The sequence below is a fragment of the Flavobacterium pygoscelis genome (genome assembly GCF_023162025.1).
In the GTDB taxonomy this organism is placed as follows: Bacteria; Bacteroidota; Bacteroidia; order Flavobacteriales; family Flavobacteriaceae; genus Flavobacterium; species Flavobacterium pygoscelis.
In genome coordinates this window covers 106,433-131,885 of sequence record NZ_JALNUB010000007.1, presented here as the reverse complement: position 1 = coordinate 131,885, position 25,453 = coordinate 106,433, and the positions used below count along the sequence as shown (strand labels likewise).

The window sequence follows — 25,453 nt, the reverse complement described above, 5'->3', positions numbered from 1 at the left end:
TTACATCACTTTTTCAAGTGTTTGTAATGGTTGATATGATTATTGTATGAGATAAAATTGAATTTTTAATCCTTTTTACGTAACCGTTTAATAATTTACTGATAATCCCAATCCAAATCCCATATCACTGTCATAATGAGTTCTAATACCCATATTTTTGTTTATGATATAACGTAAATCAGCCATATATTCTTTGTCTGTATTAACCATAAATCCAGCTCGTATCCTTTTTGAAATTGGAATATCTTCACGCATTAATTGCAAACGAACATCGCCATTATGATACACTTCTGCTTGAAAAATTACCAACATTGGCAATGTATAATCAAACCCTAAACTAACCAAACTGCGATTATCTTTAGTATTGGATTGATTAAATAAATTAGTTTCTTGCTGGTCCATTCCCATTTTTCTATAACGGTAATCAAAACCTATAAAAGGCATAAACCATTGATTTCTTCCAATATATCGACCAATATGGGTTTCGGTTTCATAGCCGTGCATCTTGTTATATCCTAAACGCCATTCTGTACCAAAACTCCAACGGGCATTTTGTACCATTGCCATTCCATCATTACCATTGGTAGCAAAATCGTTTTGAGCCATAAAATGCGACTCATTACTTTCCGCTTGTAGTTTTTTATAGGCATCAGCTTTATTAGGCAAATAAGGATTCGATTCAGAATTTTCATAACTAAAAACCCGATTCATCCCAGACATCATGTGATATAAAATGTGACAATGAAAGAACCAATCGCCATCTGCATTAGCAGCAAATTCGATTACGTCTGTTTCCATTGGCATAATATCCAATACATTTTTCAACGGAGAGTATTCTCCTTGACCATTTATAACTCTAAAGTCATGTCCGTGCAAATGCATAGGATGACGCATCATAGAATTATTGTATAAAGTGATACGAACGATCTCCCCTTTTTTAATTAAAATTTTATCCACTTCAGATAAAACTTTATTATCCATGCTCCACACATAACGATTCATGTTTCCAGTAAGTTCAAATCTAATTTCGCGCACAGGAGCATTTTTATCAAGAGTAGTTTTAGTTGGTGATTTTAACATTGAATAATTCAGCGTTACAATATCAGAATTCATCGCACTCCTATTGTGTTTTGAATGATCCATCTTTTCATTCATTTTCATTCCACTTTCTTGCTTTCCTTCAGTGACAAATTTAGCAGATGATTTTGAATGATCCATATTTCCATCCATTTTCATTGGATCGCTACCTCCAGCTTTCGGCTTTTTACTAACTCCTGAAATTTCTGGATACATAACTGTATTCATATCCATTTTTTGCAACGACATATCCATTCCCATATCATTCATTGAACCATCCATGTTCATCATGTCGTTCATCATCTTCATTCCTTCAAAATATTTCAATTTTGGCATCGGACTAACCAATTGTTTAATTCCTTGACCAATATAAAGAGAAGTTGATTTAGTCCTATCTTCTGGAGTTACTAATAACTCATAAGAGGTATTGTCGGCAGGAATAGAAACCACAACATCGTATGTTTCTGAAACTCCGATAATCAATCGATCTACTTCAACAGGCTCTACATCATTACCATCGTTAGCCACTACAGTCATTTTTCCGCCAGCGTAATTCAACCAAAAATAAGATGATGCACCGCCATTGGAAATTCGTAATCGTACTTTGTCTCCGCCTTTAAATTGCGTTAGCTGATTTTCATTCTGACCATTTATCAAGAATTTATCATAATAAACATCACTCACATCCATAGCTAACATGCGTTTCCACTCGTTGGTTAATTTGGTTTTAAAATGCCCTGCTTCTAAAGCTTCAGCATAACTTTGAGTTGTTCCTTTTTTAATGGCAAAATAGTCGGAAGCGTTGTGGAGTAATCGATGTACGTTTTTGGGATTCAAATCGGTCCATTCGCTTAAAATCACAGGAACTTGTGGCAAGTCATCAATTCCTTTTCTAAAGGTTTTATCGTCGGTTTTTTTCTTTAGAATTAACGAACCGTACATCCCAATTTGCTCTTGCATTCCGCTATGACTGTGGTACCAGTGTGTACCATTTTGCACAATTGGAAAACGATACGTAAAGGTTTCACCAGGTTCAATAGGCATTTGTGTTAAGTACGGAACACCATCTTCTTTGTTTGGCAAATATAATCCGTGCCAATGTAATGAAGTACTTTCTTTCAATTGGTTATGAACTACAATTTCAGCAATATCGCCTTCTGTAAAAGTTAGCGTTGGCATTGGAATCTGTCCATTTACCGCAATTGCTCTTTTTTCTTCTCCAGAAAAATTCACTAAAGTATCTTTTACATAAAGATCATAATGGACGACTTTTTGAGCCAAAAGCATATTTGAAATAAAGAGTACAAAAACAACAGCGATTATAATATTATTTTTCATTTTCTAATCTTTTAATCATTAGTTTCATTTGTTCAATTTCTTTTTTTTGTGCAGCGATGATATCATCTGCTAATTTTTTAACTTCTGGATCTTTAATATCTGCTCTTTCACTTGTCAAAATTGCGATTGAATGATGTGGAATCATTGCTCTCATCCAAAGCGTATCGCCAACGATTGGTTTTTGAACGCGAACAAGAAACAAAGCAGAACTAAATAAAATAATGCTTCCTAATATTATCAGCATGTTTTTTTTCTTGTTGCGATACATTCCCATCATAAAAAATAACATTATTAATGACATGGCTGAAATTCCTAAGCAAGTCATGTAAAATCGTGTCAGACTAAAGTATACATGGTCTACTGAGTACGTATTTAAATACATCGTAACATACATTGCAAGAAAGGACGTTCCTAACATTGAAATGAATTTTGTATACATGTTTTGCTTTTTGTGTTTCTCTAAATTTTCCATCTTACTATAGTCTTTAAGTTAAATATTGATTGATCTATTCGAATAAATCAACTTTGAAAAATGATATTGAAATCATTATTTCTATTGTAAATCTTTTGTGGAAATTTGCTCCAAATCCATTCCACATTTAGGACATTTATCGCCTTTACTTCCAATAACTTCTGGATGCATTGGACAAGAATATGATATATTAGTATCCATCTTTTTATCACTATTGTGAATCATCGTTGAATCATTGTTCATCATTGTTGAATCATTCATCATGTGTGATTCTTTATTACTATTGTCTTCGATAGTTTGCTGTTTACAAGAAGTTATGATTAAAAACAAACCTAATAGTAAACTAAAATTTAATATTTTCATTTTGTAGAGTTTTAAGTTGATGCTAAAGACGTTTATATTTAGCAAAAAATATTATAAATTTTATAAAAATTATTTCATAATTCACGTGCTAATTTTTCAAATTGAAAAAAGTATAGTATAAATTAAAGTAAATTCCATCTGAAGAGGAACGCGTCATAGAATTAATTAATTCTTTTCTATATCCTAAATCCAAACGGGCTTGACTATTAAAAATAAATTGAATAACTGGTACTGCATCTAGATAGGATTTACCATTTTCATTGATCGTTTGACCAACAAATTCTAACATTAAATTAATATTCGTCTGTTTCAAACTGGTATATTTTTTTGGATACATTAATTTACCAAATGACAAGGTATAGTTCGTCGCAGTACTTCCAAAATTAGTTGGAAATCTATGGTTTGAAGTATTATCGAATGCCTTCTCAAAACTTACCGATGAACTGATCGCTACTTTTTTAATCAATTTTGTAGCAACAATACCAGTTTCAAAGCCGGTATTGTTACCCATAATTTCAATTTGCTCTTGATTTACTGTAGAATTGTTAAAACTATAGCGGCCAAAAGCAGCCATTCGGAAGTGACTATTGATATCATCCTCAGAATAGAAGCGATACTTAGCGTAAACGCTCCCTCCTTCTCCTACAAAATTATTGTCGGCATTACTCGCAAACGCTGACGCTCTTACCATTAGATTCTTATTAACTCCATAACTTACCTCCGGCATGAGATAATAATTGTATGCTGAAGTACCTTCTTTTTTTAAGAAAGACTGCAATACATTTACACCTAAGGAGTTTGCAGGAACATTGCTGGCTGGATCTGTCATCAGAAATAGTTCCTGACTCGTCCCTTTTTGGAAAATGAATAGGACAACTAGTACTAGAAACTTCTTCATTATTTTACAATTTTAATATGGAAATCCTTTTCATTGTTCATCGCATAAGTTGTGCTGTTTTTGTAAGACTTAGATAGTTTTTTAAACTCTTTATCCGTTACGTAACCTTTATCTAAAACCTGAACTTGAACCTCCTTATTCTTGCTTTCTTTACCGTCTACAATAACGAAAGAGTTTTTCTTTAATGTTTCAGTATCAACGGTTACAATTAATGAACCTATGAAGAAACCTGCTTTTTCCACTTTTTCTTTGAATATCGCAGGCGATAGTGCATTATTATCTGCTAATGAAACAATGAAAGTGTTAGAATTCAAATCGATTTCAACATCCTTCACTTCTGGCATTGATTTTAATTGTTTGTTTATTGCATTAGAGCACATAGAGCACGTTAATCCCGTTGCTACAATCTCTGCTTTTGAAATTTGTGCATTACTTACCGCCGAAAACATCACCATTAAAACTATTAGAAGGCTGTATTTTATATTTACTATTTTCATTTTATTTATTTATTAAATTTATTATTTCTTGATCTGTTGGGTTTTTCATTATTAATATTCCTTCGCTATCAAATAGGAATTTTGAAGGCAACTCTTCTACTCCAAAAACTACTGCTGCGTTAGCATCAAATCCTTTTGGATCAATTAATTGCAAAAAATTTATCTTGTCTTTTTCAATCGCTTTTCTCCATTTAGTAGCGTCTGTATCAATCGAAATTCCAATAATTTCTATTTTACTTGAATCTAAATCTTTATGCATTTGCACTAGCTTTTTATTCCCCACTCTGCATGGTCCACACCAGGAAGCCCAAAAATCAATTAATACGAACTTACCTTTAAATTCATTTATATTAACTTTTACATCTTTGCTGCTTTGCAATTCAATTGATGGAATTGCGTCTCCAATTTTTATTTGTGCAAATGAAGTAAGACTAAAAGTTAGTAGTAAAAAGACGATTAGTTTTTTCTTAATATCCATTATAATTATTTTTCTTAATAAAAAACAAAGTCCAAATTTCACAAATGGACTTTGCTCCATTTATTTTATTATCTCTACCGTTTTACCGCAAGTCATCATCATCGAACCGTAATATGGATTCTTAACTGCATTTTCTTTGCTCAACCAGTTCGCACCTTTTCCTTTGTTTGCCATTGGACAAAACTGGTAGTAAATTGGATTTTCCATTTTTGAAACTTTGATTAATTCATACATATTTTTGGACAAATTGATAAAACGCTCTCTTTGATGTACAATATCTTTAGTGTCAGCAATATGTTTAGCATCTTCTTTCATGTTGGTGAAAACTTTCATCCATACCATGTGCACATCCATTTCTAATTGGTCCATTTTCACGGCTTCTAGATTAGAAAGTAACATTTTAGACTTTTCAGAAGCTGTTGCTCCATCACTACTTACTAATGCATCCTTTACTGCGAAGTAGTTATCAAAAACTGCTGTAAGTTGGTTCTCTTGTTGCATTGTTGTATTTTTCATATCCATATGATTTGTATGATTCTCGTGATTTTCTGTAGTTGCATTAACGGCAATTTTACTTTCTCTATCATATTGACAACAATCGGGTAATTCACTGTAAGCTTTGTCTGGAGCAAGAAAAGTATCGCTATCATATCCTGCTAAAGCAATACGTTTTAAAATTTCGTCCTGATTTGTTTTTTTAGCATCATACGTTATAGAAGCCATTTTAGTGTCTTTATTCCAATCTACTGCAGCTAGGTTTTTTAGATTACCTGCTTTTTCTATAGTCTTTTCGCACATACCACAGTTACCGTAAATTTTTACGTTTTCAGTTACTGAATTTTTTATTTGTGCGCTTGAAATTGTAAAGGTTAACAACATAATTGCTGCTACCAATATATTTGAAATTGAATATTTCATAGTATAGGGATTTGTTCCAAAAGAGTAAATTCTTTTGAAAATATTTTATTTAAAATTTTGAATTGTGAGTAATTATAAAAAAATAATCGCGTCAATTTCGACCTTATTAATCTATAATTTGGAAATAATATACTGCAAAAGCAGTGAAATAGCCATAAGTATGGCTGTCAAGAAATAAAATTAGCCTATTTTAGGAATAAGCCATAATGAAGTGAAACCAGATGAAATAAAAGTTTTTGAACTGTAAAACTTTTGTTTCTCATTAGGAAAGTTAAAGAAAGTGTACGCAAATTGATTTTCGCTAAACAAAGCTAAGCTTACTTGTACTGAAGTTGTTGTACAATTTGAATGTCCGCATTGACCGTCACAACCGCTATTTTTATCCGTAGCATGACTTTCTTCAGAACATCCTTTATGCTCTTGTTTTGAAGTTGTTTCTTTTTTACAACATTCTTTTTCTGACTGAGTTCCACACGCATAAGTCAAGCTTGGCAATAGGAATAAGCCAAGAGTGAAAATTATGAGATATAGGTGTAACTTTTTAGTCATGTGCCAAAGGTAAGAAGTTAAATTTTTATTAGGTTTAATTTTAACATTTCATGTAGATTAGTGCAACTACTATTTCTTCCCTACTCTATCAATCGGTCTAAATCGCAAGCCACTCCAAGTTTCATCTATAGAAATTGCAGAAACGGTTGTAATATTAAATTCTTCGCCTGTTACCCGAATCGTATCTCTATTAATATCAGTTTTTACTTTTGAAGTTCCTTTTGGATAGGCAAACCACAAAACGCTATCTGGCTCAATGTTATGTAATTGATTGTTTAAAAAATCGAGATATTCTTTGTTGTTGTTTATGAAAACTAACGTATTTCCGCTCTTTTTATCATTATCAAATGCAGTTTTAAAACCAAGTTCAACAAATTGAATTTCTAAATTCTCTGGCGCGTTAATTGCTGTTGCGTTGTCCTTAAATTTGAATTTTTTGATAATGTCTTGCATGTTATTTGTTGTTTGGTTTGATTTATAAAGGATTTTAGAAGAATATTAATCACCTTTAATCTTCTTATTTTTATAATAGTCTAGCCAAGTTTTTATTCTTCCAACGAACATTTTGAGATAGTTCTCCGTTAAAAAAATATTAGACCAATCAAATCTTTGGGCTTGCACACCCAAATAAAAAATAAAAATTGAGGCTCCCGCTTCAGGGATTAATTTAATCTCTTGTTCAGATAAAAGTCTAAATTGTTTGTAACCATCAATAAAACTTTTTACTTTAGATTCGTATTGATTTTTATCTTGTTCAATAAAAAATAATTGCTTGCAGAAATAACCAATGTCTAAAATAAGGCTTCCATTTCCACAATTATCAAAGTCAAATATAGTTATTTCATTTTCCTTATTGATACTAAAATTATCATACCAAATATCTAGGTGAACGATTCCTTTTTGGTTTTCTGATAAACTATTTTCAGCAAATATTTTTGATATTTCAAGACCATTTTCTTTTAAAAATTTCATTTCATACAACTCTTCAGAGAAAAAGGATTTTAAATAATTATAGGATTGTTCTAAAAGAATATCACATGTATAATTGACTCTATGAATCTTTTTGTTTGCTGTTACATTATGAATATTCGCCATAATAGAGCCAACGTTAAAACAATTTTCATTAGTAATAAACCGAACTTTTTCGCCTTTTGCAAATGAAAAAAGGACAACATAACGAATTCCTTCTGGCGCTTTAATTTTCTGAATTAACTCCTCATTTTTATCATAAATTGGATAGGAAATTGGAAGATTATTGTCTTTTAGTACTTTTAAAAGTGCTAATTCTTCTATTATTTCAGTTTTGCTTCGCCAATTATGACAATAAACTCTAACAACATATTTTTCGGTTGCGTTCGAAATAAAATAAGTGTGATTTAAGCCAGTTCTGTATAATTTACATTCAAAACTTTCATTTAAGTTGTATTTTTCTATTATGAATTGGCCTAAATCTTTTTCTGATAGTATAGAAGCGCTTACCGGGAAAGTTGTCATTTGGTTTAGTTTCGTGATATATAATTACCAATTTCTAGCCTCAAATATATAGTAATTATACCAAATCATCTTTTAATATACTATAAAAGGTTGTTGTTTTCTTGTCCGGTTGAGCGCAGTCGAAACCTTTTTTTTTAGTTATATACAATCTCGACTACGCTCGATTTGACAAGAAACAAAACAGTAAATTTATATTAATTAGTATTACTTAAATACCACCTTAAAATAGTAAATTCTATATTAGAATATCTATTTTATTGACAGTATTGATTAATTAGATCATTAAGTCTTTGTGAATCATTTTCATAAATATGTTTGAGGTTAAAATGATAGTTATTCCCATCATATTTATAAATTGTTAGAACCTGATTCTCTAATTCTGTTCTCTCCACATTATCAAATGATATTGATTTTCCAAAAAATGTTTTAATGCGAATAAAAATTCCTTTTTTACTTTACTGAACATAATTAGTGTGACAAAATATTCTTGAGAAATAAGTTTTTTATAAAAAAACATTTGACCATTTATTTAGCTGACTTTAGAATTAATACACTATTTATTAAAGTGGAGAAAATGATATTAAAAATTAATGTTTTTCAGTTTTTTTATTTTTTCAATCTGATCAAAATGTCTAATAATATGGTTAATATAAAACTGAAAAGTATCTCCCAATTTTAATTTTATAAACTTTGAGATTGAAATTTTAATTTTGGTCTTATTCAAACTTACTATTTTTGATCGATTTAGAAAGTCTAAAAGAATATTTTGCTGTTTTAAAAACGTGTCAAAAACTGTTTCATCTAATTTAGAATGAATTGGGTTTTTATCTTTGAAAGTCTTTATTTTATTCCTATTTTCCTTTGGCAGCATACTTTTGGCAAAATAGTTTCCTAATAATCCACTTTTAAAGTCTTCCTCATTTTTAAAATTTGATTTGTCTAAAGTTTTTTCAATTTCGGGAATATAATAATCTCCATACCTATTCAAATGCTCTATACATTCTAAAATGCTCCACGAATTTTGATTTTCTCTCCAAGTCAATGTTTCCAAATCACATCGTTTAATATTCTCAACTTGAATATTAATTTGTTTTGTCTTAGCAATCAATGATTCTATCACTTCTTCTGATTTCATACTCTTATATATTTAAGCAAACTTCGTCCATAATATACTTATAAACATTGATTAAAATCAAGATTTTTTTAGACGTGATAAAGTTTCTGGAGTCATTCTTAAATAATTAGCAATGTACCTTTCTGGTATTTCTTGAAATAATTGTGGGCTTCTTTTTAATACTCTCTGTAATCTTTCTTTTGGCGAATTTGTCAAAATATCAATTTCACGATCCATTTGATCAAGGACTAGTTTTTCTAAAATACTACTCCACAAAATCTGATTAGATTCGATTTTTAAAAGTTTATCAATTTCTATTTTAGGAATTACCTTGAGAACCGTTTTTTTTATTGCCTGAATAATAAAATTAGAAGGTTGACTGGTAAGAAAAGAATCTAATGCAACTATCATGTTCTCTTTATAACCAAATCTTATAACTTGCTCTTCATCTCCATCAAAAATAAAAACTCTTACACTACCACTTATGATATAATAAAGATTTGTGTCAACGCTTCCTTTAGTTTTTAAAAACTCATTTCTTTCAATTGTTCGCGTTTGTCCTGGAAGTTGTATGAGCTCTTTCATTTTATAAGCAACTTATTATTTTTAAAAGTTTACCACTTGTAGTATAATATCCCAAATATAATTAAATTATAATTAGAGGAAATTGACTTTTTAATTTCTGTTAACAATAGTTCTTAGAGAGTAGCTTGTACTTTTTAAAAATTGAGATCAGCCGTTTTCTAATATTAATGTGATTTTAATTTTATAAATTTTAAAGCAATCTAAAAAGCAATTATCAAATACAAAAAAAACCATCACAACACTTCTTCAAGCTTTGCAATGGTTTTTTCTTTTATGAAAACAGAAAAAAATCTATTTCATTTTTTGCCTTTTAACGGGTTTTTCGGTTGGTTCATTTTTGTTTTGTAACAAATAATTAGCCAACAACTTTTCGATCAATTCATCTTTAGTTAAATGATGGAAAACGGTTTTTATTTTTGTTTTCAATTCCGCATCCACTTCATGGTTGGGTTTGGTTTTGAATATTTGTTTGGCCCATAAAAGCGTGTTATTTTCTTCGATGCTTAGTGAACTTGGTTTTTTGAATTCGGTGAATTTAATTCCCAATTCTTTTTCGAAATCGGCAATTTCGCCAACTTCTTCTGGTTGTAATACCGTTAAAGAAAGTCCCTTTGCTCCTGCTCTTGCCGTTCTTCCGCTACGGTGAACGTAAGCTTCGTAAGCATCTGGTAAATGGTAATTAACCACATACGAAATTTCCTTTACGTCAATTCCTCTTGCTGCAAGATCTGTAGCCACTAATATATTGATATGACCTTCACGGAATTGCTCCATGATACGATCTCTAATTCCTTGTGATAAACTTCCGTGCAATGCACCTGATGAAAAACGGTTGATTGCTAAATTCTTAGCTAGTTTATTTACGGCTGCTTTTGTTTTACAAAATATAATTCCGCGTTCGCCTTCTTTTGAATTTAGGAAATGCATCAAAACATCAAGTTTTTCAATAGGATCTACCACAATATATTCGTGATCGATTCCTTGATTTCCTACCGTTTCCATGTTAGCACTTACCTGAACTACATTTTTATTCAGGTAGTGCTGAACCAATTGTTTGATGGTTCCAGGCATAGTTGCTGAAAACAAAAAGGTTTTGTGCTCTTTAGGTAATTCGGCTACGATTTCGTCTAAGCTTTCTTTTAAGATAGAAACCATTTCATCTGCTTCATCAAGCACTAGAAATTTAGTTTCTTTAAGATTGATCGCTTTACGCTGAATTAAATCGATCAAACGTCCTGGCGTTGCTACCACAATATGCGTGGGCGATGCTAAACGTTCGATTTGAGGTTTGATAGGAATTCCTCCGCAAGTTGCTGCAATAGAAACCTGAGGTAAGAAAGCCGCAAACGACTCTAGATTTTTGAATATTTGTTGACCTAATTCTCTTGTTGGCGCTAATATTACCGCTTGAACAAGTGGAGAATCAGTATCTATTAATTGTAAAATAGGCAATCCAAAAGCAGCTGTTTTTCCAGTACCTGTTTTGGCAAGTCCTACTAAATCGGTCTTGTTTTCTAAAAGTAATGGAATTGTTTTTTGCTGAATTTCTGTCGGAGTAACAATATTCAAATCAGAAAGTGCATTCAATATTGGTTTAGAAATTCCTAAATCAGCGAATTGTTTTGACATTTTTTTGGATTTTATAATTTATAAAAAATAGTTGTTTGTAATCGTAAACGCTAGCCCCGATTGTAATGAAAATCCTTTTATTTCTCGTTCTTTAGAGAAATAAAAGATTGCAATGGAAAGCGGGAAACAGCTCCTGAAAAAAATTAATCTTCATCAGGTTCGTTCATAATTTTTTCACGGTATTTTTTTCCGGTTAACAATACTAGTTTTAATTTGTAATCGTCAACAAGCCATTCGCGGTAATTTTTACTGCACTGACTTAAACATTTTGAATAGCGCTTGATACGGCAATCGATATCGTCTTCTAATAATTTACCTAAAGCTTTGGCTTCCTGCAAAGTATCCGAATTATCGACACACATAGCAGCATGTTGCTCTAGTGATTTATCTAAAACTTCCTTTGAACGTAAATTTTGTTTGATGATGAGTTTGTGTTCTTCATCGACATCAAAAGTTACGACTTCAGTTTTGCTAAATTTTGCACGTAAATCGGGAGGCATACTGTATTTAAAATACAATTCGATTTCCGTGTCATCACGTAAATTTTCTAGGTAAAACTCAGGAGATTTAAAGATGTGTTGCCAGTTTACCGGCTCACTCCACAATCCGAATCGTGCTGCGTTGTTTCCTAAATCGATCACACTAAAACTGTCTTTATTAGGTAATTTACGGGAACCACGACCAATCATTTGGTAATACAACGTCAATGATTTTGTGGCTCTATTTAGGATAATTGTTTCAACAGTTGGCTCATCAAAACCAGTAGTAAGAATTCCTACTGACGTTAAAATGGCATCTGGAGTATGCTTGAACCAATGTAAAATTTCTTTACGTTCCTCGGTACTGCTGGTGTTATCTAAATGACGGATTTCATAACCAGCTTCTCTAAAGGTTTCATAAACATACAAAGAAGTATTGATTCCGTTATTGAAAATCAAGGTTTTTTTGCCAATCGATTTTTCGGTGTAGGCATGCAATAATTTTTCTTGCATGGCCATATTGGTGTATAAATCATCTGAAGATTTTACGGTGTAATCTCCGTTGATCCCTACTTTTAATGAAGTCAAACCCACATCATAACTATAAGTAACGGCTTTTGCCAAAAATCCTTTGTCTATTAACGAACTAATGGTATCACCTACAATTAATTCATCATAACTTTCGTGCATTGGTAACTTTACGTTAGAACTTAGCGGTGTTGCCGTAACTCCTAATATAAAGGCATTTTTGAATGAGCTTAATAATTTTCTAAAAGAGTTGTAATGCGCTTCATCGATAATTACTAGACCAATGTTGTCTAAATGTAATTTTTCATCATTGATTCGGTTTTTTAAAGTCTCTACCATCGCCACAAAACAAGAATAATCGTTCTGATCTGGAAGTTCCTTAACTTTACTGTTGATGATTTTGTTTTTTACATCAAAGCCCTTCAACATTTTTGAAGTTTGTTTACATAGTTCAATTCTGTGTGTTAAAACAACTACTTTTTTATCGTGTTTGGATAAATAACGGCGTACGATTTCGGAGAAAACTACTGTTTTCCCTCCACCTGTAGGCAGCTGATATAACAAATGATGTTGACGAGGTCCATTATCGATACGCTCAAAAATAGAATCTATATCTCCTTTCTGGTAGGCATATAGTTCTTTTTTGTCTTCGATTTCAATTTCTACAGTATTTTCCGACATTGCTTCTTATTGGATTTTTGCAAAAATACGCCTAAAAAACAGTTTAATTGTAATTTTTAATTAAAAAAAAAGTGTAAGGCTTAAATAAATTTGAATTTAGAGCCTGAAAACTTGTTACCATTTTGTGCGAAATTTTTAATTTTAGTAAAGCCGTAGATCTTGTAAATTATAGAAATATTTTTTTTTGACTATTTTATAATCGAACTAATTATTTAATTACAAAAGTGATAAAGACCTAAAATTCTTAGTATTCAAAACGTTCGATTATGGCATTGAATTCAGGTTCGTTATGCCATTTTTGACTAATAGTTTGATTGTGTATGGCAATTATTCTATTTTTAAAATCAGTAAGTATTCCGTTTGCGATCAAAAACACAACGGCTTGCTCAAAGGAATTGAACATACTTTTATAAAAAAGCTCTTGTTTGATTGCGTTTTCTGAGGAAAAAGTTTGTGCGACTTCAATATTGTATAACATTACATCTGCAATGACAAACGGATCTACTCCTAAAACAATAAAATGCTTAATGTATTTCTGAGCAATAGAGCGTCTCATTTTGGGTTTGCTTCTTCTGCCCGCTTTTTTTACAGGAAAATATTCATTGGCAATTTTAAGTTTACATTCTTGCAAGAGTGTTTCTTCTTTTGGATTGAAAACAAAGTTGTAATAGACTTTTACAGGACTGAATTTCTCATACAATTCGATGATTTGTTCCTCTAATTGTTCTTTATTTAATTCTGATAGATATTTTTTTAAATCGCGCTTGCTCATTATCAAAGTTTAAGAGTACAAAAGTAAATTACTTTAGCAATCAATACCCTAAAAATCAATGTTAATACTTATTTTTGTCGATCATCAATAAAAAACATAAAATGCTTAAGATTTTTAAGGTTACAGCACTTGTAGAAGGAATATCCGCTTTACTATTATTTTTTTATGCTATGCCAATGAAATATTTTTTTAATGATCCCTATTATGTAAAACATATCGGTATGGCACACGGCGTATTATTTACGATTTACATCGTTTTAGCTACAATTTTAAAGTTTAGTGAAAAATGGGACTTAAAAAAATACTTTATAATTTGTATTGCGTCGATACCTCCTTTTGGAACTTTTTATATCGAAAGAAAATATTTGAAAAATGCATAACATTTTAGAGAAATTATTTAATTTTTTATATCCCTTATTTAGGAAAATTGGGTTAGGAAGTGGTTTTGCTTCCTATCTCAGTTTGTTCCTTAATATTGCTTTATTGTGCGTATTAGCTTATGCAATCTATGTAATATTTAGACTTATTCTTGTTACGGTAATGGTTCTAATTGCCCAAAAAACAAAAACCAAGTTTGATGATTTATTGGTTACTAATAAAACAGCCAAGTACATTGCGCATTTAATTCCGTTTTTATTTATCTACAAATCGGTTCCCATTATATTAGAACGTTATGAATATTGGGAAGGTGTTTTTGGTAAATTCGTCGGAATCTACATTGTACTTTTAATTTTGTGGATTATTAGAACGGTATTTAATGCTTTACGTGATTATTTAAAATTAAAACCGCGTTACAGCGACAAGCCAATTGATAGTTTTATTCAGGTAATTATGATTATCCTGTGGGCTGTAGGTATCGCAGTTATTTTTTCTAAATTATTTGATATTAATCAAAAAGAACTTCTAACTATTTTAGGAGCTGTTTCGGCAGTTATAATCTTGATTTTTAGAGATACAATATTAGGGTTTGTATCTAGCGTACAAGTGTCTATTAATGATATGGTGCGTATTGGCGACTGGATTACAATGGATCGTTTTGGAGCAGATGGAGATGTGATCGAAATCAATCTAGCAACGGTAAAAGTTCGAAATTTTGACAATACTACGACCACAATTCCAACGTATAGTTTGAGTTCCGATTCGTTCCAGAATTGGCGCGGAATGCTAAACTCGGACGGAAGGAGAATAAAGAGACACATTCTTATTAAAGCCAGTAGCATTCGCTTTTTAGAAGAAAAAGAATTGAATAATTTAAAGCAAATTCACCTGATTTCAGATTATATAGATTCTAGAAAAATAGAAATTGATACTTATAATATTTCTAATAGAATTGATAAATCATTACCTATTAATGGAAGAAATTTGACAAATTTGGGTTTATTCAGAAAATATATTACCGAATATTTATATAATTATCCGGGATTAAATAAGAATATGTTAATGCTTTGCAGGCAATTGCAATCTACCTCACACGGAGTTCCGCTAGAGGTGTATGCATTTTCTGAGGACAAGAGTTTTGCCAATTATGAATACCTAATGTCCGATATATTTGATCACATTATTGCTTCAGTTGGTTATTTCGATTTAGAAATTTTTGAATTATCGAGTGAAAAAGACTCTCATTTACCTTAAAACAAAAGGCTTATGAATTGATTTTGAAAGCTATAGAAGTTACTTAGTTGTCAGGAATTTGGTGTTTTTTTTAAATATTTTAGATTATTTTTCCTTATAAAGAGTTAAAATAAACTGTTCTAGGTTTATTTTTTTTTAATTTTAAAGAAAAAAAGATGAATACACGCGATACTTTTTTAAGTCAATTTAGAGGACAAACTATTGGTTCTGTAACTGCTCAATCTACAACCGAAGAATCTTTTCAAAATGAAGTGCTTCGGCCTATTTTAAAATTACAAAATGATTTATTTGTAGCTTCTTTCATCAATTATATTGAAAACAACAAAGTCGATTTTTCGTCAAAAACATTGGAAGCAAAATTAGCAGTAATTGATAACGGAATTCAAAAAGATGTAAAATTTAGAAATACAATGAGAGGAATTGTAGTTGGTTTATTTACCACTGCTGAATATGACTTTTATGCCAAAAATACTTCTGATGTAAACAAAAGAATGATGAATATGCTTACTGAGCGCTTGAAAAGTCAAATACAGCTTTTTGAAAAGTAATTTTAACCTTCGATTTTTAATTTTTTTTTATAATAAAACACAAAAAAAGACCAATGAGATATTGGTCTTTTTTTGTGTTTAAAATTTTGAATGAATTCTAAAGCTTTATTTTAAAAAATCTTTATTTTTATTTCTACTATTTTGTTAGCCTATCAAATAGTAAACCTACTATAATTATAATCAAGTTAAATGTTATTAACCCTAAAAGTATAGAAAGTAGTGATTTCAAGTAATTTCCTATTTTTCTTTTTTCAAAAAAATTACCGCACGCCCAAGTCGTATAAACTAATCCTAGAATACCCGCTACACTAAATAACTTTATGGTAAAAATCCCTTCTAAAATTCCAAAAAAAGCATAAATCAGCATCGAAATACCTTGCACAAAACATAACATTATGAGCAATTCATAAATGTTATATCCATATTTTTTGAAAAATACTTTTAGCCAAATTGCAATAAATATTCCCATTAAAATACTTGCGTATCCATAATTATTCTGCATCCAATTTAAAATCGTGCCAATAGAGGAATTTCCTAAAGCATTATGCTGTACATACTCCTCTTCTATATGGAAAAAATGACTTACTAATGTATAAATTAGAGAGGTTAAAATTATAAAAATGATTGGTTTTATAAGTCTACTTCTGTTCTCTGTAAGATAGTTTCTAATGTTTTGTCCAGGTTTTGTTAGAAGCTCACTAATAGTGTACAAGATACCTCTTTCAAAATGCAAAACATGTTCAATTTCATGTAAAATATAATGACCGTCAATTCTTTTTAGATTTGCTGGTTGTCCGCATTCTGGACAAAATTTTAAATTTACTTCTGTATTACAATTTTTACAAGTCATAAGTTTTCTTTATTCTAAAAATTAGTTTTTTTTTAAAAATTTCAATCCGTTTAGTTCAATTTTCAGGCACTAATCCGTAATATTGAAACTAGCTACATAATAGTTAGAATTTATTTCTAATACCGTTTTATCCGTTTTAGTGTTTGTATTTTGCCACTGTGTTTTAGGCTTTATGACTTGTTCTACACCGTTTAATGTTATTCTTATAGGCATATCAAATCCTGTAACGCAATTGGCCCATCTAAAGCTTACTTTATTGTCTTTGAAAAAATACTCTAATGTTGGAATTCTAGTATCTCTTAAATATTGATTGAAAAAGGAATTTAAGTTCATTCCAGTTGCAGTACTTAAATAATCTTCAATTTGCTTAGTAGTTACTGTTTGATGATAAAATGTTTTGTTTAAACCTCTTAAAATAGTTCTCCATTTTTGGTCATCATTCACGTTTTGGCGCAACGTATGAAGCATATTGGCTCCTTTATAATACATATCACCAGAACCTTCATTATTTACATCATAGTGTCCTATTATTGGTTTATCATTTTGAATACTTTTTCTTAATCCTTTTACATATTCATAACCCGCTTCTTTTCCATAATAATATTCAACAAATAAACTTTCTGAGTAATTGGTAAAACTTTCATGAATCCACATGTCAGCAATATCTTTGTAGGTAATATTATTAGCAAACCATTCGTGTCCTGATTCATGAATAATTATAAAATCGAATTTAAGTCCCCAACCAGTACCACTTAAATCTCTGCCTAAATAACCATTTTCAAATCCGTTTCCGTAGGTAACAGAACTTTGATGTTCCATTCCTAAATAAGGAGCTTCTACTAATTTATAACTATCTTCATAAAAAGGATAAGGTCCAAACCAATGTTCGAATGCTTTTAACATTCTTGGTGCATCTTGAAATTGTTTTTTTGCTTTGGCCAAATTATCTTTTAATACATAATAAGTGCAATCTAAATCTCCTTTTTCGCCTTTAAATTTTTCTGAAAATGAAACATAATCACCAATATTTATGTTTACACCATAATTATTAATCGGATTAGATACATACCAATTAAATGTTTTGGTTCCGTCTTTTAACTCTTTTACACTCTGCAAACGACCATTTGAGACAGCCATCAAGTTTTTTGGAGCATTTATACTAATTAACATATTTTCAACTTCATCATACATATGATCCTTGTTCGGCCACCAAACACTAGCACCTAATCCCTGACAAGAAGAGCTAATAAACCACTTGCCATTTCTGTCTTTTTTCCATGATATTCCTCCATCCCAAGGCGCATTGACTGCTATTCTAGGTTTACCACCATAAAAAACGATCAGTTCTTTTTTGGCTCCTACTGTTTGATTAGCCAAAAGATTTATAAAGAAAGCATTGCCTTCTCTTTTGCATTTTAATTCTTTTCCATCCTGAATTACTTTGTAAATTTCCATTGGATTTTGCAAATCTATTTGCATCACATTGTATTCCTGTAAAACTTTATATCCAATAGTATTAGACCCTGTAATTGTGCTATCTACAGGATTTACTTTTATGTCTAAATGGTAGTTTAAAACATCCCACCATACTCTTTCTTTTGTTATACTTCCTCTTAATGAATCTTGTCTTGTAAATGTAATTTCTTTCTTCTGTAAAAGACCTTGTGCCTTACTTACATTAAAAACGAGTAATGTAAAAAAAAGAATGTTTAAGTATTTTTTCATGTTTTAATGGTTTTCAACAAAAATAAACTTTATAATTTAAGAACAATAACTCCTACAATTAATTTTCTAAAAGCGTTAAAAAACTTATCGAATTAAGAAACCGACTTGATCATATTTAAAAAAGATTTTTAAGAAGTTGATTCAACATTAAGTACTTTAAAATCTAATTTTTTACTTTTGACGACTTTTTAAAACATCAACCACGTCATTTAATTGAAATCCTTTGGCTTGTAATAAAATAAGATAATGAAAAAGCAAATCGGCACTTTCACTAAGGAATAAATCATCGTTTTCGTCTTTGGCTTCAATAACTACTTCAATCGCTTCCTCTCCTACTTTTTGAGCTATTTTATTGATTCCAAGTTTAAACAACGAAGCTACATAGCTTTTTTCAGAGTCTGCATTTTGTCTACGCGTATTAATGGTACTTTCAAGATCAGAAATAAATCCATAAGCGATTTCATTTTTTTGATCCCAACAGGTATCAGTTCCTTTGTGACAAGTTGGTCCTTCTGGTTTTACTTGAATTAACAGCGTATCATTATCACAGTCATTTTTGATATCAATAAGATTCAAAAAGTTTCCACTTTCCTCTCCTTTTGTCCATAGTCTTTGCTTGCTACGACTATAAAAAGTTACTTTTTTAGTGTCGACTGTTTTTTGATAGGCTTCAGCGTTCATATAACCCAGCATCAAAACGGTTTTAGTTTCACTATCTTGAATGATTGCTGGAATTAAACCATCTGTATTTTTTGAAAAATCTATATTCATTTTTTATGTATAAAGTTGTAAAGCAGAAAATCTTATTGTTTAAGACTATATTCTAACCTCGATATTGTTATTTTTAAGTTCTTTTTTTAACGTTTTTATTTCAATTTCTTTGAAATGAAATACGCTTGCTGCCAAAGCGGCATCTGCCTTTCCTTCTTGAAAAGCATCTACGAAGTGTTGTATATTTCCTGCACCGCCAGAAGCAATTATAGGAATATTGACTAATTTAGATAATTTGGCCAAAGCTTCATTAGCAAATCCATTCTTGGTGCCATCATTATCCATTGAAGTAAATAGAATTTCTCCCGCTCCTCTTTGTTCGACCTCTTTAGCCCAATCAAATAAACTTCGTTCTGTAGGTACTTTTCCACCAACTAAATGCACAACCCATTCTCCATCAATTTGTTTAGCATCAATAGCAACAACAACACATTGACTCCCAAATTTTTGTGCTAAATCGTTAATCAATTGAGGGTTTTTTACCGCAGATGAATTGATAGAAACTTTATCTGCTCCGTTTTGAAGCAAAATTTCAACATCTTCAACAGAGGAAATTCCACCACCCACAGTAAAAGGGATATTGATTGTGGAAGCGACTTTCCGAACCAAATCAACTAAAGTTTTTCTTCTTTCTTCCGTTGCCGAAATATCTAAAAAAACCAATTCATCTGCTCCTTCATCAGAATAAATTTTAGCTAATTCTACAGGATCACCTGCATCTCGTAAATCTACAAAATTTACTCCTTTTACCGTTCGTCCATTTTTAATATCTAGACAAGGAATTATTCTTTTTGTTAACATATTTGTTTATGTGTTAATTAGAAAATTAGTAAGTGCAATAATAAATTCATTATTGCATTTCTAATTTGCTTATCTACTTAGTATGTATTGCTCCAATTGTTTCATAGAAATTCGACCTTCATATATGGCTTTACCGATTATGGTTCCTTCACAACCTAATTCAGCTAGCTTAGGTAATTCGTCAAAAGTAGAAATTCCACCAGAAGCGATTAATTTAATCTCGCCTCTCGACTGCGCTCGAGGTGACAAACTCAACTGAGATTGATCTGATAGCTTTGATTTGAACTTACATTGATCCAAAATTTTAGCGTATAAATCAAAACTAGGACCTTCAAGCATTCCGTCTTTGGCAATGTCAGTGCAAATCACATACTGAATTCCTTTGTTTTGATACTCTTGTATAAACGGAATCAAATCTTCGTTAGAATCTTCTAACCAGCCAGAAACAGCTACTTTCTCGTTATTTGCATCGGCTCCTAAAATGATTTTATCAGCTCCGTATTCTGCAATCCATTTTTCGAAAATTGCTCTGTTTTTCACGGCGATACTTCCACCAGTAATTTGGTTTGCGCCACTTTCAAAAGCGATTTTCAAGTCGGAATCCGATTTTAATCCACCACCAAAATCAATTTTTAGTTTTGTTTTTGTGGCAATTTGCTCTAAGATTTTATAGTTTACAATTTGGCTTGATTTAGCTCCATCAAGATCTACTAAATGCAAATATTCTATGCCGTGCGACTCAAATTCTTTGGCTACTTCAAGTGGATTTTCATTGTATATTATCTTAGTATTGTAATCTCCTTTGGACAGTCGAACACATTTACCATCTATTATGTCTATTGCGGGTATTATTCTCATTTATAATTAGTCTTAAAGTTTGAAAGTCTAAATTCTTAAAGTTACAACTTCAAAAAATTAGCTAAAATTTGTTCTCCTATTGCACCGCTTTTCTCAGGGTGAAATTGTGTTCCGTAAAAATTATTTTTTTGTAAAGCGGAAGCGTATTCTAATTCATAATTAGTAGTCGCTATGGCTTCATTGCAAAGCGGTGCATAAAAACTATGAACTAAGTACATGTATTCCTTTTCGCTGATTCCGTCAAATAATGGGGATTTCAAATTATAAATTTGGTTCCAACCCATCTGTGGCACTTTTACTTTATTAGAGAATTTGACTACTTCAACATCAAAAATGCTTAAACCTTTTGTATTTCCTTCTTCGGATGATTTGCACATTAATTGCATACCCAAACAAATTCCTAAAACAGGTTGTTTTAAGGTTGGAATCAAAGTATCCAATCCGCTTTCAATTAGCTTTTTCATGGCTGAACTTGCTTCACCAACACCCGGGAAAATTACTTTATCTGCCGCTTTTATTTCTTCTGAATTACTGCTCAAAACAGCTTTATATCCTAATCTTTCGATAGCAAACATAATGCTTTGTATATTTCCTGCTCCGTAATTTATGATAACTATTTTCATTCTTCTTCTTTTATTCCTACAAGGTTTTTAAAACCTTGTAGGTTTAGTTATGAATACCTACAAGGTTTAAAAAAACCTTGCAGGACTATTTATGAATACTAAAAAGTTTTTCAAGAACTTATACATCTATTCATGAATACCTACAAGGTTAAAAAAAACCTTGCAGGACTAGTATTTACAACATGCCTTTTGTACTTGGCAAAATCATTTTTTCGGTATCGCGTTTTACAGCTACTTTTATCGCTTTAGCGAAAGCTTTAAAAATGGCTTCTATTTTATGATGCTCATTAATTCCTTCCGCTTTGATGTTGATGTTTGCTTTAGCACCATCTGAGAAGGATTTAAAAAAGTGTAAAAACATTTCTGTTGGCATTTTACCCACCATTTCTCGTTTGAATTCTGTTTCCCAAACTAGCCAATTTCTACCTCCAAAATCAATGGCTACTTGCGCTAAACAATCGTCCATTGGCAAACAAAAACCGTAACGCTCAATGCCTAATTTATTTCCTAAAGCTTTTGCAAAAACTTCTCCCAGCGCAATTGCAGTGTCTTCGATCGTGTGGTGCTCATCGACCTCTAAATCGCCTTTTACAAGAATTTCTAAGTCCATTTGACCATGTCGCGCAATTTGATCTAGCATATGATCAAAAAAAGCTATTCCAGTTTCGATTTTGCTTTTTCCTGTTCCGTCTAAGTTCAATTTGATAAAAATATCTGTTTCATTGGTTTTTCTTTCAATAAAAGCAGAACGTTCCTCTAATTTTAAAAATTCATAAATAGCTTTCCATTGCGTAGTTTGCAAAGCGATAACCGAATCTAATTCTTCTCTTTTCGAAGCGATTTCAGCACTTCCTAATGCTTCATCAGTATTAATAAAAATGGCTTTTGAACCTAAGTTTTTTGCTAATTCCACATCCGTAATTCGATCACCAATTACGAACGAATTAACTAAATCATAATCTGGATTATTGATGTATTTTGTCAACATTCCAATGCCTGGTTTGCGTGTTGGAATATTTTCGTGAGGAAATGTTTTATCGATCAACACTTCACTAAAAACAACTCCTTCATTTTCAAAAGCTTTCATTACTAAATTATGAACTGGCCAAAAGTTGGCTTCAGGATGAGAATCAGTTCCCAAACCATCTTGATTGGTAACCATCACCAATTCGAAATCCAATTCTTTGGCAATTTTACCTAAATATTGAAAAGCATACGGATAAAACTCTAGTTTTTCAAAACTGTCTAACTGATAATCATTTGGTTCTAAAACCATTGTTCCATCACGATCTATAAAAAGTATTTTTTTCATTATTTTATTTTTTAAGTCAGATTCTAAAGTTTAAAATAATTTGAATTTTAAATTATTTCAAAACCAAGAATTCCTAATAATTCTAGGAATCCATCAAATCTCTATTTAAATTTCTTTTAAAGCCTCTATCAATTTGTTGTTTTCTACTTCAGTTCCAACAGTTAGACGCAAACAATTGTCGCATAAAGGCTGTGTAGTTCGGTTCCGGATTACGATCCCTTTATTAATTAAATCATTGTATCTTTTATTGGCATCATCCACTTTTATTAAAATAAAATTAGCCTCTGTTGGATAGATTTTATCGACAAAATTTATATTAAGTAATACTTTAAGTAAATTTTCTCTTTGCTCTACAATAGAAGTAATTTCATTTTTTATTTTTTCAGAATAATCCAATCTTTCTAAAGCTCTTTTTTGGCTTAATTCATTAACATTGTAAGGCGGTTTTATTTTGTTCAAAACTGAAATAACTTCAGTTGAACCATAACAAATACCCAATCGGATTCCTGCTAAACCATACGCTTTTGATAGCGTTTGCGTAATTATTAAATTGGGATATTCATCCAACTCATTGATCCAACTTTCTTTTTGAGAAAAATCAATATAGGCTTCATCAATTACGATTAATCCTTTAAAATTTTGTAAAAGATAGGCAATACTTTCATCAGAAAAAGAGTTTCCTGTTGGATTATTAGGCGAACACAAAAAGATAATTTTAGTATTTTCGTTAACCGCAGCCATTATTTTTTCAATTTGAGGCTGAAAATCCTCTGAAAGTAACACTTCCTTATTTTCTACCGCATTAATGTTGGCTAAAACTCCATACATGCCGTAAGTTGGCGGTAATGTGATTACATTATCCTTATTAGGTTCGCAGAAAGCTCGGAATAACAAGTCCAATACTTCGTCACTTCCATTTCCCAATAAAATTTGGTTCAATTTTACATTTTTCTGTTTTGCTAAAATTGCTTTCACACTCTTTTGTTGTGGATCAGGATATCGATTTACTCCATTTTCAAATGGATTTTCATTGGCATCCAAGAAAGTCATATCAGCAGTGTTAAAATCTTCAAATTCATCGCGAGCAGAAGAATAGGGTTTTAATACCTTTACATTTGCTCTTACAATAGTATTTATGTCAAAATTATTTTTCATTTTCAATCGCTTTTAATCGTAAAGTAACTGCGTTTTTATGCGCTTGCAATCCTTCGGCTTCTGCCATTATTTCTATTGCTTTTCCAATATTCAAAATTCCTTGTTTTGATATTTTCTGGAAAGTCATCGCTTTGGTAAAACTATCTAAATTTACACCGCTATAATTCTTAGCATAACCATTTGTTGGTAAAGTATGATTTGTTCCAGAAGCATAATCTCCTGCACTTTCTGGAGTATAATTGCCAATAAATACCGAACCAGCATTCTGGACACCATTGCTATAAAAATCATCAAATTCAGAACAGATGATAAAGTGCTCCGGACCATATTCATTAATTAATTCTAATGCAATTGTATCATTTTCTACAAATATCAATTTAGAATTTGCAATGGCTTTTTCGGCAATATTTTTTCTTGGAAGTATCTCGAGTTGTAATTGGATTTCCTTTTCAACCGCATCAATTAGTTTTTTTGATGTAGAAACTAAAATCACCTGACTATCAGTTCCGTGTTCTGCTTGGGATAATAAATCGGAGGCAACAAAAGCAGGAACAGCAGTATCATCAGCAACAACTAATAATTCTGATGGACCTGCCGGCATATCGATTGCTACGCCAAATTGTGTTGCTAATTGTTTGGCTACCGTTACAAATTGATTTCCAGGGCCAAAGATTTTATACACTTTAGGAATGATTTCCGTACCAAAAGTTAGTCCTGCAATTGCTTGTATTCCTCCCACTTTTAGAATTTTAGTTACCCCGCATAAAGAAGCAGCATACAAAATAGCAGGATTTATTTTTCCGTTTTTATCTGGTGGCGAACATAAAACTACTTCATTACAACCGGCAATTTTAGCAGGAACAGCAAGCATTAATACCGTTGAAAATAAGGGTGCTGTTCCGCCAGGAATATACAAACCTATTTTTTGAATAGGTCGTTTTTCTTGCCAACAGTTAACTCCTTCTACCGTTTCTACACTTACGATATTTGTTTTTTGAGCAGCATGAAATTTTTCAATATTTGATTTTGCTAGTTGAATTGCGTCTTTTAATTCAGGGGAAATAGTTGCGATTGCTTCCTCAATCTCTACTTTAGAGACTTCAATATTTGCCACTGCAACACCATCAAAAAGAGAAGTGTATTTTGCAACGGCAGTATCCCCTTTTTTCTGAACTTCCCTAAAAATTTCTTTGACAGTAGCTTCAATATCATCTATCGTTTTTGTTGGTCTTTCTAAAATAGTAGACCAAGATGCTGGTTCTGGATTGTATATTTTGTTCATCTTTTTGTGGTTTAACCGCAAAGT

Annotated in this window: 27 protein-coding genes; 3 read left to right on the top strand and 24 right to left on the bottom strand. The window is 31.3% G+C overall.

Annotation, left to right across the window (positions count from 1 at the left end; translation table 11 throughout):
• Positions 1-87 precede the first annotated feature (87 nt).
• The 15 genes from MW871_RS12320 to MW871_RS12250 form a co-directional block, all read right to left on the bottom strand.
• Positions 88-2,415, bottom strand: coding sequence for a multicopper oxidase domain-containing protein (locus MW871_RS12320; protein ID WP_248428847.1), 2,328 nt, complete (start codon positions 2,413-2,415; stop codon positions 88-90).
• On the bottom strand, positions 2,405-2,887 hold the full coding sequence (locus MW871_RS12315) for a DUF305 domain-containing protein (protein WP_248428835.1): 483 nt from the start codon (positions 2,885-2,887) through the stop codon (positions 2,405-2,407). Before MW871_RS12315 ends, MW871_RS12320 begins: the two co-directional genes overlap by 11 nt.
• A gap of 81 nt (positions 2,888-2,968) precedes the next feature.
• The gene (locus tag MW871_RS12310; RefSeq protein ID WP_248428833.1) at positions 2,969-3,250 is read right to left on the bottom strand and encodes a heavy metal-binding domain-containing protein; all 282 of its coding nucleotides are present in this window, start codon (positions 3,248-3,250) and stop codon (positions 2,969-2,971) included.
• Positions 3,251-3,338: 88 nt separating this feature from the next.
• A complete protein-coding gene (locus MW871_RS12305) occupies positions 3,339-4,148 on the bottom strand; it encodes a hypothetical protein (protein ID WP_248428832.1) in 810 nt (269 codons plus the stop codon).
• Positions 4,148-4,645, bottom strand: coding sequence for a heavy-metal-associated domain-containing protein (locus MW871_RS12300; RefSeq protein WP_248428830.1), 498 nt, complete (start codon positions 4,643-4,645; stop codon positions 4,148-4,150). Before MW871_RS12300 ends, MW871_RS12305 begins: the two co-directional genes overlap by 1 nt.
• 1 nt (position 4,646) lies before the next feature.
• Positions 4,647-5,123 carry a TlpA family protein disulfide reductase gene (locus MW871_RS12295; protein ID WP_248428828.1) on the bottom strand — a complete coding sequence of 159 codons (477 nt, stop codon included), beginning with the start codon at positions 5,121-5,123 and terminating at the stop codon, positions 4,647-4,649.
• A 60-nt stretch (positions 5,124-5,183) separates the two neighbouring features.
• Positions 5,184-6,041, bottom strand: a complete 858-nt coding sequence (locus tag MW871_RS12290) for a DUF3347 domain-containing protein (protein WP_248428826.1) — start codon at positions 6,039-6,041, stop codon at positions 5,184-5,186.
• Positions 6,042-6,221: 180 nt separating this feature from the next.
• The gene (locus MW871_RS12285) at positions 6,222-6,590 is read right to left on the bottom strand and encodes a hypothetical protein (RefSeq protein WP_248428824.1); all 369 of its coding nucleotides are present in this window, start codon (positions 6,588-6,590) and stop codon (positions 6,222-6,224) included.
• 69 nt (positions 6,591-6,659) lie between these two features.
• On the bottom strand, positions 6,660-7,043 hold the full coding sequence (locus tag MW871_RS12280; RefSeq protein ID WP_248428823.1) for a hypothetical protein: 384 nt from the start codon (positions 7,041-7,043) through the stop codon (positions 6,660-6,662).
• Positions 7,044-7,088: 45 nt separating this feature from the next.
• Entirely contained in the window at positions 7,089-8,084 is a 996-nt protein-coding gene (locus MW871_RS12275) for a phosphotransferase (RefSeq protein WP_248428821.1), read from the bottom strand.
• 580 nt (positions 8,085-8,664) lie between these two features.
• Positions 8,665-9,219, bottom strand: a complete 555-nt coding sequence (locus MW871_RS12270) for a DinB family protein (RefSeq protein WP_248428819.1) — start codon at positions 9,217-9,219, stop codon at positions 8,665-8,667.
• A gap of 57 nt (positions 9,220-9,276) precedes the next feature.
• Positions 9,277-9,783 (bottom strand): Crp/Fnr family transcriptional regulator, encoded by a 507-nt coding sequence (locus MW871_RS12265; RefSeq protein ID WP_248428817.1) that lies wholly within the window; start codon positions 9,781-9,783, stop codon positions 9,277-9,279.
• Between the two features lie 291 nt (positions 9,784-10,074).
• Positions 10,075-11,412, bottom strand: a complete 1,338-nt coding sequence (locus MW871_RS12260) for a DEAD/DEAH box helicase (protein ID WP_248428815.1) — start codon at positions 11,410-11,412, stop codon at positions 10,075-10,077.
• 143 nt (positions 11,413-11,555) lie between these two features.
• Positions 11,556-13,100 carry a DEAD/DEAH box helicase gene (locus MW871_RS12255; RefSeq protein ID WP_188050980.1) on the bottom strand — a complete coding sequence of 515 codons (1,545 nt, stop codon included), beginning with the start codon at positions 13,098-13,100 and terminating at the stop codon, positions 11,556-11,558.
• A gap of 244 nt (positions 13,101-13,344) precedes the next feature.
• Entirely contained in the window at positions 13,345-13,872 is a 528-nt protein-coding gene (locus MW871_RS12250; RefSeq protein WP_248428813.1) for a DUF6155 family protein, read from the bottom strand.
• 101 nt (positions 13,873-13,973) lie between these two features.
• On the opposite strand from MW871_RS12250, the gene MW871_RS12245 reads away from it, so the two are divergent.
• From MW871_RS12245 to MW871_RS12235, 3 genes are all read left to right on the top strand, one after another.
• Complete coding sequence (locus MW871_RS12245) at positions 13,974-14,252, top strand: DUF3817 domain-containing protein (protein ID WP_188050982.1); 279 nt, start codon at positions 13,974-13,976, stop codon at positions 14,250-14,252.
• On the top strand, positions 14,245-15,504 hold the full coding sequence (locus MW871_RS12240; protein ID WP_248428812.1) for a mechanosensitive ion channel family protein: 1,260 nt from the start codon (positions 14,245-14,247) through the stop codon (positions 15,502-15,504). The genes MW871_RS12245 and MW871_RS12240 overlap by 8 nt, the downstream gene beginning before the upstream one ends.
• Positions 15,505-15,659: 155 nt before the next feature.
• Positions 15,660-16,052, top strand: a complete 393-nt coding sequence (locus tag MW871_RS12235) for a glyoxalase (RefSeq protein ID WP_248428810.1) — start codon at positions 15,660-15,662, stop codon at positions 16,050-16,052.
• Between the two features lie 136 nt (positions 16,053-16,188).
• Here MW871_RS12235 and MW871_RS12230 read toward each other — a convergent pair whose 3' ends face one another.
• The 9 genes from MW871_RS12230 to hisD all read right to left on the bottom strand — a co-directional run bounded on the left by MW871_RS12230 (position 16,189) and on the right by hisD (position 25,429).
• Positions 16,189-16,902, bottom strand: a complete 714-nt coding sequence (locus MW871_RS12230; protein WP_248428809.1) for a DUF3667 domain-containing protein — start codon at positions 16,900-16,902, stop codon at positions 16,189-16,191.
• A 69-nt stretch (positions 16,903-16,971) separates the two neighbouring features.
• The gene (locus MW871_RS12225; protein ID WP_248428807.1) at positions 16,972-18,627 is read right to left on the bottom strand and encodes a M1 family metallopeptidase; all 1,656 of its coding nucleotides are present in this window, start codon (positions 18,625-18,627) and stop codon (positions 16,972-16,974) included.
• 171 nt (positions 18,628-18,798) lie between these two features.
• On the bottom strand, positions 18,799-19,398 hold the full coding sequence (gene hisIE / locus MW871_RS12220; RefSeq protein WP_248428805.1) for a bifunctional phosphoribosyl-AMP cyclohydrolase/phosphoribosyl-ATP diphosphatase HisIE: 600 nt from the start codon (positions 19,396-19,398) through the stop codon (positions 18,799-18,801).
• Between the two features lie 45 nt (positions 19,399-19,443).
• Positions 19,444-20,199: an imidazole glycerol phosphate synthase subunit HisF gene (hisF, locus tag MW871_RS12215; protein WP_248428799.1), complete on the bottom strand. Its 756-nt coding sequence runs from the start codon at positions 20,197-20,199 to the stop codon at positions 19,444-19,446.
• Between the two features lie 69 nt (positions 20,200-20,268).
• A complete protein-coding gene (locus MW871_RS12210; RefSeq protein ID WP_248428795.1) occupies positions 20,269-21,057 on the bottom strand; it encodes a 1-(5-phosphoribosyl)-5-[(5-phosphoribosylamino)methylideneamino]imidazole-4-carboxamide isomerase in 789 nt (262 codons plus the stop codon).
• Positions 21,058-21,098: 41 nt separating this feature from the next.
• Positions 21,099-21,680, bottom strand: a complete 582-nt coding sequence (gene hisH / locus MW871_RS12205; protein ID WP_248428794.1) for an imidazole glycerol phosphate synthase subunit HisH — start codon at positions 21,678-21,680, stop codon at positions 21,099-21,101.
• 175 nt (positions 21,681-21,855) lie between these two features.
• Complete coding sequence (hisB, locus tag MW871_RS12200) at positions 21,856-22,992, bottom strand: bifunctional histidinol-phosphatase/imidazoleglycerol-phosphate dehydratase HisB (protein ID WP_210646550.1); 1,137 nt, start codon at positions 22,990-22,992, stop codon at positions 21,856-21,858.
• 105 nt (positions 22,993-23,097) lie between these two features.
• Positions 23,098-24,147, bottom strand: a complete 1,050-nt coding sequence (gene hisC / locus MW871_RS12195) for a histidinol-phosphate transaminase (RefSeq protein WP_188050992.1) — start codon at positions 24,145-24,147, stop codon at positions 23,098-23,100.
• A complete protein-coding gene (gene hisD, locus MW871_RS12190) occupies positions 24,137-25,429 on the bottom strand; it encodes a histidinol dehydrogenase (protein WP_248428793.1) in 1,293 nt (430 codons plus the stop codon). Before hisD ends, hisC begins: the two co-directional genes overlap by 11 nt.
• Between the last annotated feature and the right edge of the window lie 24 nt (positions 25,430-25,453).